Raw genomic sequence first — 18292 nt, 5'->3', positions numbered from 1 at the left:
GCTCCACGGCTGCAACGTTAACTCCGCGGATGACTCGCCGGAGGTTTGCCAAAACGGGTTTTGCTACAATAAGCTTCGGCTTCGCTTCGGAGGGAAATGAAGTTCGGCCGGGAGACGCGATTACTGGCTTTGCAAAGTGACCGATTTAATTGCAGTCAGCCGCATGCCTGGTGCCGAGTAGGCATGCGGCGCGGGCGAGCGCTGGTACGCTTTTCCTTTCCAATCGAAGGAAGTCCATCATGAGTTCGCAGCAGGTCAAGCCGCGGTCGATTCTGAGAACGGCAACAGCTTGCACTTACCTCACCTCTGTTGCTTATAGCGAGTGCGGACGTCCTATTCCCTATCGAGCTTGATCGTTGCTCTCAGTTGCGTTTTCTGTATCCTTCTGAACATGGATATCCTCAAGAGGGACTGGAGGGACTAACGTGACGGGTGTTCGTGTTGGCGCTGAAGCGCAAGGCCTGCCTTGCGGGGGCACGGCTTTACGCAAAGGCGTGCCAGGAGATGAGAACGCGATCGCAGAAGCCGTCGGAAAGCTACTTTCTGAATTAGGTGGCCCCGGACCAGAGTTCAGGCTTGAGGGCGCGAAGCAGGCTGCTTTGCGCCTGATTCCAGGATCCCGAAGAGGGCCTCATTGTTGTCATCGAGGAACAAGCCACGCGGCAGATTGTAGGGGGTCGCTGCCATCTCGGCTGTACAGGCCGTGAGAGCAGCCGGAGCGTACGGTGTGCTTCAGGAGCTATGGATTTCTCGCGACTTCCGAAGCTCTGACCACGGTCGGCATCTGCTCGAGGCGGTACATTCGGAGGCGAAGCGCCGAGGCTGGCAGATGATTGAGGTTGCGTTGCCCCGGATGGCTATCCAGCTTTAGAATGGGTACGCCGTTTCTACGAGGAGAGGGGATATCGGGTTGGAGGATTGCGCGCGCGAAAGAGGTTATGACAGTACCGCGACCTCTGCTCCACACAGTTAAAAGCGCTCCTGGGTCTATCAGAAAAGACTTTCAAAGCAGCAAATCCTGCTGCTTGTTGGTTCTCAAAACGAACGCTCCAACGCGTGCGTCGCGGCCGAGGATGATCGGCGCTGATGCGGTGCTTACTCCCACTGCGAGCGGGTTACCCCTTCGACCTTCTTGGCGGGTATCAGCCATCAAATCGTTCTTCATAGTGCGAAGCGATACGATAGTCTTCAAGGCTCGTGGACCGCGAGCCGAAACCTGCCCGGCTAAAGGCGCGGAGCCAGGTCGGCGGCGGCCCGTTGGGGGCGAAGCCCGACCCAGCCTTACAAACGATAGCCGAGTCGTTCTCTCGTGGCTTCCTATACAATGCGACTTACTGACGCCAGTTTCGGATCACCGCACACAAATGCGATCCATTCGTCGCCAAGTACAATGCCTCGGCAACTGGCAAGCCAATCATCTACCGGGCTCCTTCCTGCATCTTGATTCGGTGGACCGTCGCGTAAAAGGATTCGGCACCACCTTGTCACTCCTGCTGGCGAACGTTCAAGGAAAGCGAGCGAGATCAGCCATCAACACTGATCCGGTAGAGGATTCCGTAATGAGCAATGTGCCGTTTGCCGCCTCCAATACGAGGTTCGTGCAGGTCGCCCCAGCGCAGGACTTGATGGGGGGGCGATCGGTTCGCCGTTCGGCGCCATGACGAAGACGTGGCCGAGGGAGGCGTGCGCGACAAAGAGCCGCCCTTTTTGATCCATCGTCAGCCCGTCAGGACCGCTGGTCCCGAAGAACAAGCTGAACCGTCCCACCTTCCCAACCCCACCGTCACGCATCAGCGGCACGCGCCAGATGCTGTTGTCGCGCGTCATTGCAACGAACAACACGGCCTCGTCGGGACTGAGCACCAGCCCGTTCGAAATCAGGCAATCGAGCCGGTCGTCAGGACACAGTCGGAACACCCGGCCGGTCGGATCGTGCAATCCAGTTTGCACCTGATCGGTGAAATAGATGTCGCCGTTGGTCGCGATATGCAGGTCGTTGCAGCCTCTGAAGGACTCGCAATTGCGGTGCCTCAGAAGCGGGCTGATAGTATCCTGCTGCGGATCGAGCTCCATGAGGCCGTTCATCTAGTCGGCCACCAGCACCCGGCCATCAGGTGCGATCTTCAGACCATTCGGCCAGCCGTCATATTCGATTATCAGAGACCAGATGCCGTCGCGCAAATCCGGAAAATGCGGCCGAAGAGGATATCGACGACGTAGAGATCCCCGGACTTGTCGAACGACGGCCCCTCGATGAAACAATCCCACCGGATGGCCCCCGCGGTTGGCATCCGCCCCATTTTGAGGAAACACCAGGGCGACGAAATTCTGCCGGCATCGACGAGAACACGCGGGTCTCAACCAGCTGAGGCGGCTTGTCGAGATACATCATGACGCGCCTCCCAGCGTGCGGCGCGGCTGGCCCTCATATTTGTAGCCAAACTGCTTGGGCATCGGTCCCTTGTTACGATCCTTGCGCCTGGTCTGTTCCCAGGCGTGGGCCAGGATTCCGACCGCGCGCGACAGGCAGAAGACGCCGCGCGCCAGCGGAGGCGCGAAGCCGAGCTCGCCATAAATGACCGCGGTCGCGCCATCAATGTTCATCGGGATGAGTTTGCCCTTGCGCTGCTGCATCACGCGCTCGATCGCGCGGGCGGCCTTGGCATAGTCGCCGCTGACACTGCCCTCAGCACTTGCGCCATCCACCAGCGCCAATAGCGGTGCCGCGCGGGGGTCGATCGGATGAAACCGGTGGCCGAAGCCGGGCAGATATTTGCCGCGCCTTGCAGTGAAATGGTCGATTGCGGCGGCCGCGGCCTCGCCGATCTCTAGGCCATCGCGCCTCCGCAGCACATCCTCGTAGAGTTCGACCGCCTGCTCCCCTGCTCCGCCGTGCACGTCATCGAGTGTATTGATCGCGGAGGCCATCGCACCGTTCAGGGGCAGCCCGCAGCTCACCGCCATCTGCGCAATTGCGATGGAGGGCGCGTGCGGACCGTGGTCAACGGACGCGACCAGCGCAGCTTGCAGCAGCCTCTCCTGCGCTGGCGTCGGCAGATCGCTGCGTAACATCAGCCAGATCATGGCGGGAAAGGAAATCCGGCCGATCAAATCTTCGATTGGATAACCCCGATAGGCGATGCGACCGGGCGCGATGTCGCAGATGGAGGTTCGCCACCAACGGGCCGCTTTCTGTCGCAATTCTTCTTCGCTCATTTCCGCTTCCGCCCCTTCAACCTGCCGATTGCCAACCGCCGCAAGCCGTCGAATATCATGATATTGGTCCGTCCGCGGCTACGCGGACGGGCAGGAAATCAGCCCCTCCTTGCTTTGGCGTCCCGACGGCCCGGCTTGAGACCAGTTGCTCGACCTCCGCATACGAATAGCCGAGCCGCTGCAGCCATCGCTCGGTGTCTGCTCCGAGCGTCGCAGGTGGTGAAGGCACCGAAAACTCCTCATCCAGCCGGAAGCCCGGCCGCATGATTCGTAACGGCTGCGCACCGTCTTGTTCTGGGGCCAAAGTCTCGACGAATCCGCGCTCGAGGAGCTGTGGCTGCTGCAAGACTTGCGAGACCGTCAGCACGCAGCCTGCGGGGACTCCAGCCAGATTCATTTGGGCCTCCCATTCTTCAGCGGGCTTGCAACTCAACGCCTGGTTCAACTCCGTGTTCAGCGCTGCGCGATTGGTCTTGCGCATCTCGCGCTCAGCAAAGCGTGGATCCGTCTTCAGGTCCGGTCGGCCAATCAGGTTGCATAGGGCTTGGTACTGCTTCTGCTCGTTGGCGGAAATGTTCAGCGGGCCTGTTGCGGTGCGGAATGTGCCGGAGGGAGCCGCGGTGAAGTTCTCGTTGCCGATGGGCCTGCGGCTCGACACCAGCGTTCAGGTGGTTGGAGACGACCCATCCCATCGCTGCAACGGTGGTTTCGAGCAGGGACACGTCAATGAACCGACCGCGGCCGCTATGCCGCTGTTCGACCAGAGCCGCGGCGATGGCAAAGGCAGCAGTCAGTCCCGCAATCGTATCCGAGATCGGAAAGCCCGTGCGCAGGGGAGCCGAGGCCGTATCGCCAGTGACGCTCATGGCACCAGACAGACCCTGAACAATCTGGTCATAGGCTGGACGGGCGGACCACGGCCCGCTCTGCCCAAAGCCGGAGATCGCGCAATAGACGAGACGCGGGTTCTGCCTGCTGAGCACATCAAAGCCCAGGCTAAGCCGTTCCATCACCTTCGGCCGGAAGTTTTCGAGCACCACATCGGCTTCCTTGACGAGTCGCAAGAATACCTCGCGGCCCGATTCCGACTTCAAGTCCAGCGCCACGGATTGCTTGCCGGCGTTCACCGCGACAAAAGAGAGGCCCTGCAGGCGCTCTGCCCTTTGCGGATCGGCGCCGAGGCGTCGCGCGAGGTCCCCGCTCTTCGGATTTTCGACTTTGATGACCTCCGCGCCAAGACGCGCGAGATGATAACCGCAGAACGGACCGGCCAACACGTTCGACAGGTCCAGGACGCGGATGCCGATGAGCGGCAGAGACATCTGAAGACGCCTTCGTTTAGGTGATCCCATGGTGAGGGCTTGGCCGGCGGGCAGCTATTTCAGTTCTTGTGCGGCGCGTTCCGCGAAACGATTGGTGAAAGTTTCGTTCAGGTCGATCCTTGCGGCAGCAATTTTTGGATCAAAGTCGCTTAGGACAGCCAGCGGGACCTTGGCCGCCTCGACGTCCATCTGTCCGGTCGGCGAGAAGAGCGCTTTCGATGCGTTCATGATTTCGATATTCACCTTGCGATTGTCAGTCTTGTAACCAGGAGGAATCGTATCGACGAGCTGCTCCGTCGGCGTTGCGTTGATCCAGCGGTGAGTTTTGAGCAAGGCGTTGACCAGGCGCTGGACCGTTTCGGGATTTTGTCGATGAAAGACTGCTGAAGGTAGAGACACGCGGTCGGATAGGATCCGCCGAAGGCCTGCTTTGAGCCTTCGATCGTGCGCGCATCGAACAGCGCTGTCACGTTCTTCTTGCGCGCGAGAAGCGTCGCGATGTGATCGAAATAGACCAGGGCATCGACGTTCATAGCCTCAAGCGCCACCATGCCCGGTGCGCCGCTGCCGACGGAAATGATGTTGACATCGCGTGCGACCGGCGGAAAAATGAAAATTCTCCATTTCAAGGTTTTTCAGCAGACTGCTAGAGCAAGCTCGCTGGAGTAGCCATCCAGGCTACCTTGCGAGGCAGCATGTCCGACCAGCTGTGGTATATCGAGCCCCGAGGTCGATAACGCGCACCCGTGTGATCTCTGACTCCGATCACTTTCGCTCCCATATTGTGTAGCTCGAGTGCGGTGATTGAACCGACATTTCCAAAAGCCTTGAACAATACCGTGACAGATCGCTTCGGCATCAGCAGACGGGTTTTTAGGTCGTCTGGTATCCTCAGATAATTCGCGATCAGTTCGAATTGCTTTACGGCCATATCAAACACTGGCCCAGTGCAGACAGTCACGACAGCTCCTGCGCCTGGATATGAAATATCGGAATGCTTGTGCCTCAGAGCACCGAGCTCCCTGGTGCGTGTTGCGCGTTTCAGATGCGGGTGAGACAACTAGTCCAATCAGCAAGATTACGTCTCGCGGTCACGCCAAAAATATCACCAATGCGATGAAAGCGAGATTGACCGAGGCGGCCACGACGGCCCAACAGCGAATCGTAGCAGGCGAAAATTCAAGAGCGTCCTGCGAAGTGTCGACCCAAAGCGGCGGCATTCAAGTCAGCTCCAAAGACGCGGGTTAAGAGACAAACCTGCATAAGCGCAGAAACCACCCACTCTGCTAAAGCCGAGCCTTTCGACCGCGCGTAGAGCCCTTGCCGCCCCGGTTGGCGAGCGGGAGCACATCGGCTATCGCTCGCCGAACTGCCCGATCCGTCCGCTAGGCGAGCCGGTGCGATCCGCGAGTGCGAGGAGCACGGCTGGAGGAAGGGCCGCGCCGATCGCACGCCCGCGAGCCCGCAAAATCCGTGCCCACTGGCAACCCATCTTGCCGCGAGCTTCTCGGGAGGCTTGCGCCCAATGCTCTGGGTTCGATGACATCCATTCTAAGGTCAACCCGCTATCCCGATCGCTCTTGAGCCACGGTGCCGGAGCGCTCGTCTGAGCTCACCGAACTGATGGAACATGACGAACAGAGCGATCATTCCGGCGCCCAGTTCAGCGATTGCTTGACTGGCTAACAGTCCATCGAAACCCGCAACCACCGGGAATAACAGTACGGCCGGTATGAAGAGATAGCCCTGCCTCGCCAGGGCAACAATTGCACTGAGGCGTGCTCTCCCAAATGCCTGAAGCATTGCCGTCACGAAACTCTGAACCCCCAAACAGTCCAAAAAAGAGATGGAACACGATGCAGGACGAGACGGCTAATTCCGTGACATTCTCGTTATCGCTAAATAGGCTCACCAAAGGCCTTGCAAAAACAACAACGGCCGCAGAATACGCGATGGAGAATGCGACCGTAACGAAGAGCATGAACTTCGCAGTCTTCAGAATACGAACATAGTCGCGTGCGCCCCAACCGAAACCCAGGATAGCTTGAGCGCCTATGCAGAACCCGGTGATAGGCAGTGCGCCGACCATCAAGATTCGCATAGCTATTCCAACTGCAGCGATGGAATCATCGCCGAACGGTGCGGCAGCTCCGTACAAGAGCATAACCGCAAGAGCCGATAAGATACTCGTCATTGTCGCTGGCGCGCCCGCCAACGCGAGCTGTCGGATGCGATCTGCTCGCAATGATATGTGAGATATCCTGACGAGAACTGTCCCGCCGAGCTTCGTAAAATACGCAATATATAGTCCGATAGCGGCGATCTGCGATACCAGCGTTGCGAGGGCTGCGCCACGCACACCAAGGTCAAACAAGAATATGAAGACAGGATCAAGCACAGCGTTCAGTAGAAACGCGGTAAGCATCGCCCACATGCTGAATCGCATATCGCCTTCGGCTCTGACAATGAACCCGCTAACGATGTTTAGAAGCATCAGGGTGTTCCCGAACAAAAGCGTTCCCGCGTAGTCGAGCGCCACGGGCATGATGGTTGGAGTCGCTCCGAGGATTGCGAATATCGCTGGCAGACTTGGAAGCAGAGCGACGGTAACTATGATGCCGATCGGAGCGGTGAGCGCGAGAGCTGTACTTGCGCCTCGACTCGTCTCTAGGTACTCACGGGCGCCCAGATGACGAGATATGAAGGACGCCGTTCCAACACCGGTTCCCTGTCCGGCTGCCGCGAGCAGGACGATGATCGGCAAGGTCATGCTCACAGCTGCGGTCGCCTGCGCGCCAAGTGCGCCAACAAAGATCGCATTGACGACCTGCTGTAACGCATGGATCGATAACCCAACAACAGAGGGAATGGCGAGCCGCAGGATAAGGCTTGAGAGATTCGGGTCCGATAGATCGATGTGCTGTTTCTTCTGTGGCATCAAACTTCGCTCGCTCTCGAGCGCGAATTCCGTATCCGGCTCATTCATGCGTGAACGTGTCGCGACTTTTCCAAATTCGCTGATCGCGCACTCAGCGCAACCGTTTCCGATCCGCTCTTGCACAGCGGTACATAAGTTTATCTGCGCCGATCGATCGTCGTGATCGCGTGGACCCGTTTGACGTTTCACAAGCTGATTTTTAGCTTGTTCGATTTTCCCTAGGCATACGCCTCCCGCCAATCGTAGCCTTCTGCGGCTCTTAAGTTAGAACAACGAGGATCCTGATTGAGGTGTCCGTGCGTAGCCACCGAGGTTCTGCTAGTCATATTGTGCCGTTCTGCCCTTTGTTGACTTCTCATCGGGTGCGTTCATTTCTGTTTCCTCGATGATGATCGGCGGGGGAACGCGGCCGGACCCTAGGGCCTCAACTTGGCTTTGGCATCTACCGGACCTTGTAGTAGACGCTCCATCGTCTGCATGGCACACGCAATGAACGTGCCCAGAACCAGTATTGGGTTCGGCGACGATGTCGTGCAAGCGCTCCATGATCTCGGGTTCCTTGTCGCGACCGAGACGAACGGCAGCTGCTGGTCTCGGCCGGCGTGGTAACTGGGTTTGCGTCAGCAAATCGCGCCGCGCTGGCCATCGCTCGCGGACACGAACTCAAAATTCGTGTAGCCGCAGCCGGAAGCTCTGCCGGCGGTTCGATGAGAGGGGCTCGGACGATTTTTGCTTCGACCCACAGACGGCCCTGGCGCCGTCGACCACATGCGGCAGGCCGTCGCGTAACGCCTGACTCATCGGAAATGGCGAATCAGAGTGCAATCCCACAAACATCCCGGCATAAGATGAAGATATCCCAGTATTTAAGTTCGAGGCGGCGCACCGACTTCCAAACGTCCCGCAGACACATCGCTGTCATCGGACGCACGGTCATTCCTATCGCGTCGAGGTCGTGCTGAACGGGAACGTGGATCCGCACACCGGGTTCGTAATGGATTTCTTCAGCATGGAAGAAGCGTTCGGTCTTCTTCTAAAGACGCTCGATCACCATTGCCTGAACGAAGTCCCGGGACTCGAAAATCCGACGGCGGAAAATATCGCCATCTGGATCTGGCAGCACGCGAAACCGCGCCTCGCGCAACTCTCGAGCGCGAGGGTGTACGAGACGACAGATTGTTGGGCGGAATATGACGGGCCCGATCGCTGAATTCAGCGCTCATTTTGGACTGTATTGATGCGGTGCGCCTGTCCTTCTTCGGCTTCGAAGCCGACTTGCCCGATCTGCGCTTCGGCTCCTCATTCGGCCGGATCCGCGGGCAGATTCCCGTGCTCACGGAATGCCCTTGGATCTGGCGGGAGGTCAGACGACGGCGCCCTGCAAGGCTAGGATCTCAAGGAGCGCGAGGCAGCCATCGACAGCGCGATGAGCCGCCGCCGTCATCAGCAGATGCGGCAGCCGTAAGCCTCCGAAGCCCGCCGGACCAAATGCCCAGGTTGAGCCGATTTATGCCTCCCGCGACGAACTGGTGTATGTGCCTGCATAGATGATGATCAGGACCTTTACGCGAGAAGCGGCCTTTGAGGGACGACCGGGTTTGACGGGAATCTGAGTCGAGAAGGCCCTCATCATAGGCATTTTCGGCTTCGGTAGGCTCCCCTTCCACGCCAGGCTCGTCGAGCGCCTGACGCGCCTCGCGGGCGAAGCCATCCGGCGTCAGCCGCGAGGGACTGGCACGGCCATGGGGCGTAGCCGAGCCGTACCAGACGGCCCTTGCCCAGAGCGGTACGAACCGCGCAAGATCTGATCTTCGCCGCCGAGCTTGGTGAACTCACACACTAGGAAGACAGCCTCATCCTTCTTGCGCTCGATCTTTTCAATCTTTTCAAGCGAGGTCTGATGCTTTGACATCGCAGTCTCCGTTCCCGCAAAACATGGACGCATACACACGACAACGTTCAATAAAATAGGACAAAACATAATTACACCACTCCGACGCACCGGGGCGGCTATGCTAATGCCTCGACGGAGCCGCGATTCCCGTTGCGGGCTGGCTGATTCCTCGTGGAAAACGGCGAACTGTATCCTGCCCAACCCGATCTTGGCCGAGACGGCAGACTCGGCGTGCTCTTCCCACCACAGGCCAGCGGGTCGCGTATCTCGCCAGCGCTGGTGAGGCGCCACGGGGCATCATCAACGGTGCCTCGCCAGCCGAAAGGGAGGAAATCCGCGGGGATCCAGACGCCGGACGGGACCTGGGCAGCGACGCGCGACCGCGAGTGCTTGCTCTTGGAGGCTCGACGCAAGGGTCATCGAACCAGCGGAATAAGAAAGACCCAATCAGCGACGGTTCCTTGGGTCGAACCACCGTGTCTGGCCTGTGCGCGACAATGCGTCCGCCAGCGGCCAAATTTTATTGATGGACGAGCCGGCGCTCCGCGCCGGCCACTACACATCTGTACGAGAAGCCTCGTGAACCGAGAACGGGTCCGCCACGGACTTACGTCGCCGTCACCCGCAAGTATTTTTACTCCGCTTTGCTTAGCGTCTCTGCTCTCGACTACGCGCCTCATCGATAGGAATGCCCTCACGCGCGCCGCGGCACTTCAAGAATTTCATTTTCATTCGACGCTGCCGAAGTCAGCATGCGAGAAGATCGCTGCGGCTTGGCTGTAGCGCAGCGCAGAAATTTAGGCTAGCTTCTGCTCGCGAGTTTGCAAATGCGTACCCGCACCCGATCTCTCCGAAGACAACGAGCGATCATTCGACCGCTCGCCCCCTCACATCCTCAGAGCTGGGATAATCCGGACAATGAGGAAATCTGGTTTGAGTTGGCTCGTGCTATCGGATGTCAGGTCGCACGGGATGAAAATCACGGCTCAGTACAGCCGATAAAGGACCGACATGACGACGGCGTCATCGAAGAAAACGGCCGTACTATACGCCCGTTATTCCAGCGACATGCAAAAGGCGACCTCGATTGATGGTCAGCTATTGCTCTGCCGGAAGGTCGCATTGCGCAACGACCTCGATGTCATCGGCGAGTTTGTGGATGCCGCAAAATCTGGTCTTACCGAAGGCGCGCGGGACGGCTATCAGCGTTTGCTCAACGGTGTGAGAAACCGGGACTTTGACGTAGTCGTGGTTGAGCATTTCGACCGCTTGTCGCGCGATCCCGCAACCATCCAGCGTCTCAAGCAGGTTTTCGAGTTCAACGGCGTTGAGCTGATGGATCAGAAGGGGGTCTATGCGACCGCCACTGACATCAGCATCGCAAGTCTCTACAACACGATTTACAAGCCGCAGCTCGCCGAAAAGGTTCGGCGCGGCCATGACAACGCTGTTGCCAACGGAAGAATTCCTGGCTCATGCGCCTATGGTTATCGACCAAGGTCGGGCGCGCCGGGCGAACGCGTGATCGATCAAAACGAAGCAAAGATTGTGCTCCGCATCTTCACCGAATATGCAGCGGGCCGCTCGACCCGAACTATCGCCGCTGATCTCACCCGCGAAGGCGTGCCCTCACCAGGGGCAACTCGTCACAAGAATAAGGCTGATCGTACCACCTGGAATCACCAGTGCATTACAGGCGGTCGGCATGGTCGCGGCATTATCGGCAACGATCTATATATCGGCGAGATACATTGGAACGTTCGCTCGACAATTCTCAACCCGGAGACCCAGAAGAAACAGAAGCGCCGCAATCCAGAAGAGCGCCACATCATAGTTAAGAAGCCGGAGCTACGGATCGTGCCGCAAGTGCTCTGGAATCGAGCGCAGGAGGTTCGTAGCGCGCGCGCCGTATCTATGTTCGGACCGACTGGCAAGCCGCGGCGTCGCGCCGTGATCCCGCGCAACAACGAGCACCCGCTTGCCGGTGTGCTTCCGGTGCGGCGTCTGCAATGGCCACATGCGAATCGCTCAATCCTCGCGTAACGGTGCACCGCGCGCGGCATGCGCGAGCGCGCATCAGCGGGGCACGTGCGAGCACACCCGTAGCTTCGACATGGACGTTCTGCTCGAGGATGCCTCCAACAAAATCCAACTGAAATTGCTTTCGCCGAAAGCCATTGAAGAGGCGATGTGTGCCTGGAAGGAGGAGCGCAAAAACGATCGGAACAAGGGCAGCGAACACTCTAAGCTAGAGCGTCGACGCCGCGTGTTGACTACCGAGATCGAACGCCTGTCATATGCCATCGCAAATAGCCGTCGGAAGCCGGACGAGTTGCTCAAGCGGATCGATGAGTGCGACCTGGAGCGGGAAAGCGTTGAAGAGCGCTTGCGGCTGCTGGGCGCTGGCGGCGAAAATGTCATTGGCTTCGATCACCCGAAATTCGGTGACCGATACCGTTCGGAGGTTAGAAGGCTGGTCACCGCGCTCAAGGCCAATCCGAAGGCGATCGAAACTCGCGTAGCCTTCCGCAACTTGATCGAATGCATAGTAGTGCATCCGGTTCGCAAGCGGATGCCCTACGAATATACGCCTTACCTGAACAGCTCCGCGCTTTACGGCAAGAACCTTTTCCCAGAAAACCGCAGCAAGGGGCGAGAAATCAGCACGTTTCCCTGCTACGACAATGGCAAGTCAGGGAAATCCGTGTCCTCGTAGTAGACCCGGACCTGCATATGGTGGCGGCCGTCGCGGATCTCGCCGTCGAGATGAGCTGTCACGTCGCGAACCTCTTGTTTCAGATAGAGGCCCGTTTTGCGCAAAAATGGCCGGACGCGCAAGCGCGGCTAGGACACAGCCGCCCCCGTCCGCCCCAGCGTCACTTCCACGATCTCAGGCGGCACGCCGACGCGGAGCGGCATGATGCTGCAACCAAGGCCGCCGGAGATGATGACGTCGCATTTCAGCCGGACATGACCATAGGCGAGCCGGAGACCGTGCTGCGGCGGAACGGCCGGCGACCAGCCGAGCAGACGGACCTGGCCGCCATGGGTGTGGCCGGACAGTTGCAACGCGACGCGGGCGGGCACGCGCGGCGCGATGTTAGGCTCATGCGCGAGCAGGATGATCGGCGCGTCGTCGGTGACCTTGGCAAGCGTCGCGGCGAGATCGTCGGCGCCGAAGTGTCCCGTGCTCCGGAAGCGTCGCGCCGGCAGAAAGGCGAGCTGATCGCCCAGCCCCGCGAGCCAGAACGTGCGGCCGTCCTTGGTGAGCCGCACCGCGTCGTTTTCGTAGACGGGAATACCGGCCGCCTCCAGCGCGCGATGCGCCACCGTCAGGCCATGGCCGGCTTGCTGCACGGTTCTGTCGGCCCAATAGTCATGATTGCCCATGACGGCATGGACGCCGAGCGGCGCTTTCAGGCCGGCCAGCACCTTGGCCCATTCCTTCGCCGGAATGATGCGCGTGACCTGGTGCAGACCGGCGACATAGTCGCCGAGCAGCACGATAATATCCGCGTTCAGGGCGTTGGTGCGATCGACGATGGCCTCGATCCGCTCCAGCGACATCCAGGGATCGCAGGCATGGATGTCGGCGATCACGGCGATCTTCAGCGGGAAATCCGCCGGCCATTGCCGCGGGGCCGGATGATAGCGGGTAACCCGAAGCCGCAGCACCGGTTCGACGCCGACGCCATAGGCCGCGGTCGAGAGGCCGAGCGCGGACAGGCCGCCCATGGAACGGAAGAAATGACGGCGCGTGATCATGGCAGCCCGATCGTGATGCAGCTTCGTGATGCGATCCGATTGGAGCGAAAATGGGGTGCGTTTGTGCAGACCCTCTGCACGAGATTACCGGAAATTCATGATGGCCCGAGCACTCAGCACTTGCGCAGGTCAGTCGTCGCTTTCGTCGGTGCCGAACAGGCCGAACTGTGCCGCCGCATCGCGCGAGGGCTCGCTGATGCCGAGATGGCGGAAGGCGTGCGAAGTGAGCAGGCGGCCGCGCGGGGTGCGCTGCAGATAGCCGCACTGGATCAGATAGGGCTCGATGATGTCTTCGATCGCATCGCGCGGCTCGGACAGAGCGGCTGCCATCGTCTCCACGCCGACCGGGCCGCCGCCATAGTTCTGCGCGATGGTCGTGAGGTAGCGGCGGTCCATGGCGTCGAGGCCCGCGGCGTCGACCTCGAGCGCGCTCAGCGCGTGGTCGGCAATCTTGCGATCGATCCTGTCGGCATCGGCCGCAGAGGCGAAATCGCGTACGCGGCGCAACAGCCGGCCGGCGATGCGCGGCGTGCCGCGGGCGCGGCGCGCGATCTCGTTGGCGCCATCCGCGCTCATGCCGACATTGAGCACGCGCGCACCACGGGTGACGATGCTCTCGAGCTCTTCGATCGTGTAGAAATTCAACCGGATCGGAATGCCGAAGCGGTCGCGCAAGGGATTGGTTAGAAGGCCGGCGCGCGTGGTGGCGCCGACAAGGGTGAATTTCGACAGTTCGATCTTCACCGAGCGCGCCGCCGGGCCTTCGCCGATGATCAGGTCGAGCTGAAAGTCCTCCATCGCGGGATAGAGCACCTCTTCCACCGCCGGGCTCAGGCGGTGGATCTCGTCGATGAAGAGCACATCGCGCTCTTCGAGATTGGTGAGGAGTGCTGCGAGATCGCCGGCCTTGGCGATCACCGGGCCCGACGTCGCGCGAAAGCCGACGCCGAGCTCCTTGGCCACGATCTGTGCCAGCGTGGTCTTGCCGAGGCCGGGCGGGCCGACGAACAGCACATGATCCAGCGCCTCGCCGCGCTTGCGTGCCGCCTCGATGAAGATCGAGAGGTTCTTGCGCGCCTGCTGCTGGCCGACGAAGTCAGACAGCGATTGCGGGCGCAGCGCGGTATCGCCGACATCATCGCTGCGGCGCTCGGGCGTGACCATGCGGTTGGCCTTCGGGTCGCTCACTTCGACAGCTCCTTCAGGCCTAGCCGGATGAGCTGCGCGGTCTCGGCGCTCTCGCCGGCGCTGCGCGATGCCGATGCAATCGCCGCCGCCGCCTGCGGCTGGCCGTAGCCGAGATTGACCAGCGCGGAGATCGCGTCTGCGACGGGGCGCGGCGCGCGCCGGTCGTCGACGGCACCGGCAAGATGCACCACGGCTGGGTCAATAGTTGCGAAGGCCGGCGCCTTGTCTTTCAGTTCGGTGACGATGCGCTCGGCGACCTTGGGGCCGACGCCGGGCGTGCGCGCCACCGCGGTCTTATCGCGCAACGCGATCGCGTTGGCGAGGTCGGAAGGCTGCAGCGTGCCGAGCACGGCAAGCGCGACCTTGGCGCCGACGCCCTGCACGGTCTGGAGCAGGCGAAACCATTCGCGCTCGTGGTCGCTGCGGAAGCCGAACAGTTTGATCAGGTCCTCGCGGACATAGGTTTCGATCGACAGCACGGCGGCCTCGCCCTGCGACGGCAGATGCTGCAGCGTGCGCGACGAGCAATGCACCTGATAACCGACACCGCCGACATCGAGAATGACGAAATCCTCGCCGTAGGAATCGATCAGGCCCTTGAGCTTGCCGATCATAACCCCACCACCTTCAGCCTGAGCGCCGTGCTCGTGCGATGATGGGCGTGGGTGATGGCGATGGCGAGCGCGTCGGCGGCGTCCGCGGACGGCGGATCGGACTTGGGCAGCAAGATCTTGAGCATCATCGCGATCTGGTGCTTGTCGGCATGGCCGGCGCCGACCACCGTCTTTTTCACCTGGTTCGGCGCGTATTCGGCAACGCTGATGCCGAATATTGCGGGCGCCAGCATGGCAACGCCGCGGGCCTGACCAAGCTTCAGTGTCGCAGCGCCGTCCTTGTTGATGAAAGTCTGTTCGACTGCCGCTTCCATCGGCTTGTGAACGGACAAGATCGCGGCGAGCCCTTCATGGATCGCGAGCAACCGGCTCGCGAGCGGCAAATCGTCCGGCGGTTCCACCGAGCCGCAGGCGACGTAAATCAGGCGGTTGCCCTCGGCCTCGATCACGCCCCAGCCGGTGCGGCGCAGGCCGGGGTCGATGCCGATGATGCGAACGGGGACGCGAATCGGGAGCGCAGTCATGGGCCAGTGATAGCGGCTAGCTGCCGTGGGGGAAACAGAAACAGAACGAAAGTAACAGGGGAAGTGTGCCCTACCCGCCCATCTTCGCCAGCAGCGCGTCCGACACCTCGAAATTGGCGTAGACGTGCTGGACGTCGTCATGCTCGTTGAGCAAATCCATCAGCTTGATCAGCTTCTCGCCAGTCTCGTCGTCCACCGCGATCGTGTTCTGCGGCTTCCAGATCAGCGCCGCCTTGCGCGGCTCGCCGAACTTGGCTTCGAGCGCCTTGGCGACGTCGCGATAGCCTTCAGTCGAGGCGTAAATTTCGTGGCCGCCTTCGCTCGATATCACGTCGTCGGCGCCGGCTTCGATGGCGGCATCCAGCACCGCATCGTCGGAGGCGACGCCGCGGTCGTATTCGATGATGCCGGTGCGGTCGAACATGAAGGAGACCGAGCCGGTCTCGCCGAGATTGCCGCCGGACTTGGTGAAGAAGGAGCGGATGTCGGAAGCGGCACGGTTGCGGTTGTCGGTCAGCGCCTCCACGACGACGGCAACGCCGCCGGGGCCGTAACCCTCGTAGCGGATCTCGTCATAATGCTCGCCGTCATTGCCGAGCGCCTTCTTGACGGCGCGCTCGATATTGTCCTTCGGCATGTTCTCCTGGCGCGCCGCGATGATGGCCGCACGCAGGCGCGGGTTCATGTTGGGGTCTGGCGTCCCCAGCTTGGCCGCGACGGTGATTTCCCGCGCCAGCTTGCCGAATAGTTTCGACTTCTGGGCATCCTGCCGCCCCTTGCGGTGCATGATGTTCTTGAATTGGGAATGTCCGGCCATGCGTGATCTTCTCTAGGGAATCGTGCGCCAAGATGAGCGTGGGAAGCGCGGCCTTATAGGCCGCCACCCCACTGGAATGACAAGAGGCTCTACGACTTTAAGGTAATAGCGTAGTGGCCCCTGCCTAGATGTCAGGCATCGTTAACCCTGATTTCATTCCAGCCTGCAAAAATAGCGTCCGACCGTTCCCCGACAAGAGAGACCTGATGGTGTTCGGACTATTTCGGAAGCGTCTGCCGGACATGGCTGCGCCTGCGGCAACCCCGCAGGCTGCGCAGCCGGTCAATTCCGAGCCCGCTCCGGCCGTTGAGGGCGATTCCGCCAAGGAAATCCTGGAACTGCTGGAACTCGAGCTGGGAGCGATGATTCGCCAGCTCGAGCGCGCCGCCAATTCGGTGGCCGGCGGCGCCGGGGCGACCGCCACGACGCTTGCCGCCATCCGCGACCGCACCGACGCGCTGACCGGCCGGACCAACGCCGCGCAATCGAACGCCTCGACCTTCGCCCATGCCGCCGACAAATTCACCCAGTCCGCGCACGGAATCGGCGCGCAGGTTCGCGAAGCCGGCAAGCTCGCCGACGAGGCCAGCGCCGCGGCTCAGGAAGCCCGCGCCAATGTCGATCGCTTGCGCGAGTCCTCGGCCGCCATCGGCAACGTGGTCAATCTGATCGCACAGATCGCGCGGCAGACGACGCTGCTCGCTCTCAACTCGACCATCGAGGCTGCGCGTGCGGGTGATGCGGGAAAAGGCTTTGCGGTCGTCGCCACCGAGGTCAAGGCACTCGCGGTGCAGACCCAGGGTGCCACGGAGGAGATCACCAGGAAGATCGACGCGCTGCAGCGCGACGCCGCCGGCTCCGCGGACGCGGTGCATCGCATCTCGCAGGCGATCGAGGCGATCCGCCCGGTATTCGAGACCGTCAACGGCGCGGTCGCCGAACAAAACGCCACCACCAGCGAAGTCTCCGGCAACGCGACAAGCGCGTCGGAGTTCATCGTCTCGGTCGGCGAAAGCGCGGCCGAGATCGATGCTGCGACCAAGGCGGCCGAGACCCACGGCGAGAACGTCGCCAGCGCCGGCAAGGCCGTGACCGCCTTCGCACAGAAACTGAAATCGCGTTGCGCCGTGCTGCTCCGCCAGAGCGAGCATGACGACCGCCGCAAGACCGAGCGGCTGCCCTGCCATCTCAAGATCGAAACCGCCCGCGGGGTGCTGCCGGTCTACGAGCTATCGATGGACGGCGTGCTGATCGGCGGCGCGGACGCGGGCCGCCTTGCACCGCAAGCAATGATTGAAGGTACTCTCGAGGACGTCGGGGCCTGCCGCCTGCGCGTGGTCGAGCAATCCAAGGCCGGCGCCCGCGCGCAATTCGTTGCTCCCAACGCCGCGCTCAACGAGAAGATCGAGGACCGGCTCTGGTCGATCCACGAAGAAAACACGGAGTTCGTCACCCGCGCCATGGAGGCGGGTAACGCGCTGACCGGAATCTTCGAGCAGGCGGTTGCACGCGGCGATGTCGGCATCAACGACCTCTTCGACACCGATTATGCCGAAATCGCCGGGACCGATCCGCAGCAATACCGCACCAGATATCTGGACTGGGCCGACCGCGCGTTGCCGCCGTTCCAGGAAGCGTTTCTGGCGAAGGATCCGCGTTTGGCGTTCTGCGCCATGGTCGATCGCAACGGCTTCCTGCCGGTGCACAACAGGATCTATTCGCATCCGCAGCGGCCGGGCGATGCCGCCTGGAACACCGCCAACAGCCGCAACCGGCGGATCTTCAACGATCCGGCGGGGTTGGCCGCCGCGCACAACCTGCGCTCGTATCTGGTCCAGAGCTATGCGCGCGACATGGGCAACGGAAATACGGTGATGATGCGCGAGATCGACGTCCCGATCCGCGTGCAGGGCCGGCACTGGGGCGGATTCAGGACGGCCTACAAGCTCTAGTGCGCGCTCAGGCAAGACATCAAAGCGCGAATCACCTCTTAAGATCGAAATTGGAATGGGAA

The 18292-nt window shown here is 60.9% G+C and carries 13 protein-coding genes and 4 pseudogenes; 4 read left to right on the top strand and 13 right to left on the bottom strand.

Going from position 1 to position 18292, the window contains the following annotated elements; translation table 11 throughout:
• Nucleotides 1-1504 precede the first annotated feature (1504 nt).
• From ACVWW3_RS35845 to ACVWW3_RS35820, 6 genes and pseudogenes are all read right to left on the bottom strand, one after another.
• Nucleotides 1505-2389: pseudogene (locus tag ACVWW3_RS35845) on the bottom strand (SMP-30/gluconolactonase/LRE family protein).
• A complete protein-coding gene (locus ACVWW3_RS35840; RefSeq protein WP_456651559.1) occupies nt 2389-3216 on the bottom strand; it encodes a citryl-CoA lyase in 828 nt (275 codons plus the stop codon). Before ACVWW3_RS35840 ends, ACVWW3_RS35845 begins: the two are co-directional and overlap by 1 nt.
• Before the next feature lie 55 nt (nt 3217-3271).
• Nucleotides 3272-4538: pseudogene (locus ACVWW3_RS35835) on the bottom strand (CaiB/BaiF CoA transferase family protein).
• Nucleotides 4539-4592: 54 nt separating this feature from the next.
• Nucleotides 4593-4937, bottom strand: a complete 345-nt coding sequence (locus ACVWW3_RS35830; RefSeq protein WP_456651561.1) for a hypothetical protein — start codon at nt 4935-4937, stop codon at nt 4593-4595.
• A gap of 247 nt (nt 4938-5184) precedes the next feature.
• A complete protein-coding gene (locus tag ACVWW3_RS35825; protein WP_456672438.1) occupies nt 5185-5397 on the bottom strand; it encodes a hypothetical protein in 213 nt (70 codons plus the stop codon).
• Nucleotides 5398-6201: 804 nt separating this feature from the next.
• Entirely contained in the window at nt 6202-7524 is a 1323-nt protein-coding gene (locus ACVWW3_RS35820) for an MATE family efflux transporter (protein WP_456672316.1), read from the bottom strand.
• An 800-nt stretch (nt 7525-8324) separates the two neighbouring features.
• On the opposite strand from ACVWW3_RS35820, the pseudogene queD reads away from it, so the two are divergent.
• A pseudogene (queD, locus tag ACVWW3_RS35815) lies at nt 8325-8686 on the top strand (6-carboxytetrahydropterin synthase QueD).
• A 507-nt stretch (nt 8687-9193) separates the two neighbouring features.
• On the opposite strand, the gene ACVWW3_RS35810 reads toward queD, so the two are convergent.
• Nucleotides 9194-9388, bottom strand: coding sequence for a hypothetical protein (locus tag ACVWW3_RS35810; RefSeq protein WP_456651564.1), 195 nt, complete (start codon nt 9386-9388; stop codon nt 9194-9196).
• 993 nt (nt 9389-10381) lie between these two features.
• Between ACVWW3_RS35810 and ACVWW3_RS35805 the strand changes: the two genes are divergently transcribed.
• Complete coding sequence (locus ACVWW3_RS35805) at nt 10382-11413, top strand: recombinase family protein (RefSeq protein WP_456672315.1); 1032 nt, start codon at nt 10382-10384, stop codon at nt 11411-11413.
• A 70-nt stretch (nt 11414-11483) separates the two neighbouring features.
• A complete protein-coding gene (locus ACVWW3_RS35800; RefSeq protein ID WP_456672314.1) occupies nt 11484-12086 on the top strand; it encodes a hypothetical protein in 603 nt (200 codons plus the stop codon).
• Here the strand turns inward: ACVWW3_RS35800 and ACVWW3_RS35795 are convergent.
• The 6 genes and pseudogenes from ACVWW3_RS35795 to ACVWW3_RS35770 all read right to left on the bottom strand — a co-directional run.
• Nucleotides 12068-12148, bottom strand: a pseudogene (locus ACVWW3_RS35795) (acyl-CoA thioester hydrolase); the annotation flags it as partial. The gene ACVWW3_RS35800 and the pseudogene ACVWW3_RS35795 sit on opposite strands and share 19 nt — an antisense overlap.
• Before the next feature lie 66 nt (nt 12149-12214).
• The gene (locus ACVWW3_RS35790; protein ID WP_456651566.1) at nt 12215-13135 is read right to left on the bottom strand and encodes a metallophosphoesterase; all 921 of its coding nucleotides are present in this window, start codon (nt 13133-13135) and stop codon (nt 12215-12217) included.
• Between the two features lie 129 nt (nt 13136-13264).
• On the bottom strand, nt 13265-14299 hold the full coding sequence (gene ruvB / locus ACVWW3_RS35785; RefSeq protein ID WP_247446360.1) for a Holliday junction branch migration DNA helicase RuvB: 1035 nt from the start codon (nt 14297-14299) through the stop codon (nt 13265-13267).
• A gap of 20 nt (nt 14300-14319) precedes the next feature.
• A complete protein-coding gene (ruvA, locus tag ACVWW3_RS35780) occupies nt 14320-14937 on the bottom strand; it encodes a Holliday junction branch migration protein RuvA (protein ID WP_247341748.1) in 618 nt (205 codons plus the stop codon).
• Nucleotides 14934-15461 carry a crossover junction endodeoxyribonuclease RuvC gene (gene ruvC, locus ACVWW3_RS35775; protein ID WP_247341750.1) on the bottom strand — a complete coding sequence of 176 codons (528 nt, stop codon included), beginning with the start codon at nt 15459-15461 and terminating at the stop codon, nt 14934-14936. Before ruvC ends, ruvA begins: the two co-directional genes overlap by 4 nt.
• Before the next feature lie 70 nt (nt 15462-15531).
• On the bottom strand, nt 15532-16278 hold the full coding sequence (locus ACVWW3_RS35770) for a YebC/PmpR family DNA-binding transcriptional regulator (RefSeq protein WP_456651567.1): 747 nt from the start codon (nt 16276-16278) through the stop codon (nt 15532-15534).
• Between the two features lie 206 nt (nt 16279-16484).
• Between ACVWW3_RS35770 and ACVWW3_RS35765 the strand changes: the two genes are divergently transcribed.
• Complete coding sequence (locus ACVWW3_RS35765) at nt 16485-18230, top strand: methyl-accepting chemotaxis protein (protein WP_456651568.1); 1746 nt, start codon at nt 16485-16487, stop codon at nt 18228-18230.
• Nucleotides 18231-18292: the final 62 nt, after the last annotated feature.

It is taken from the genome of Bradyrhizobium sp. LM2.9 (genome assembly GCF_054056555.1).
The sequence above is the reverse complement of the archived record's forward strand: the minus strand, read 5'-3'. Positions and strand labels throughout refer to the sequence as shown.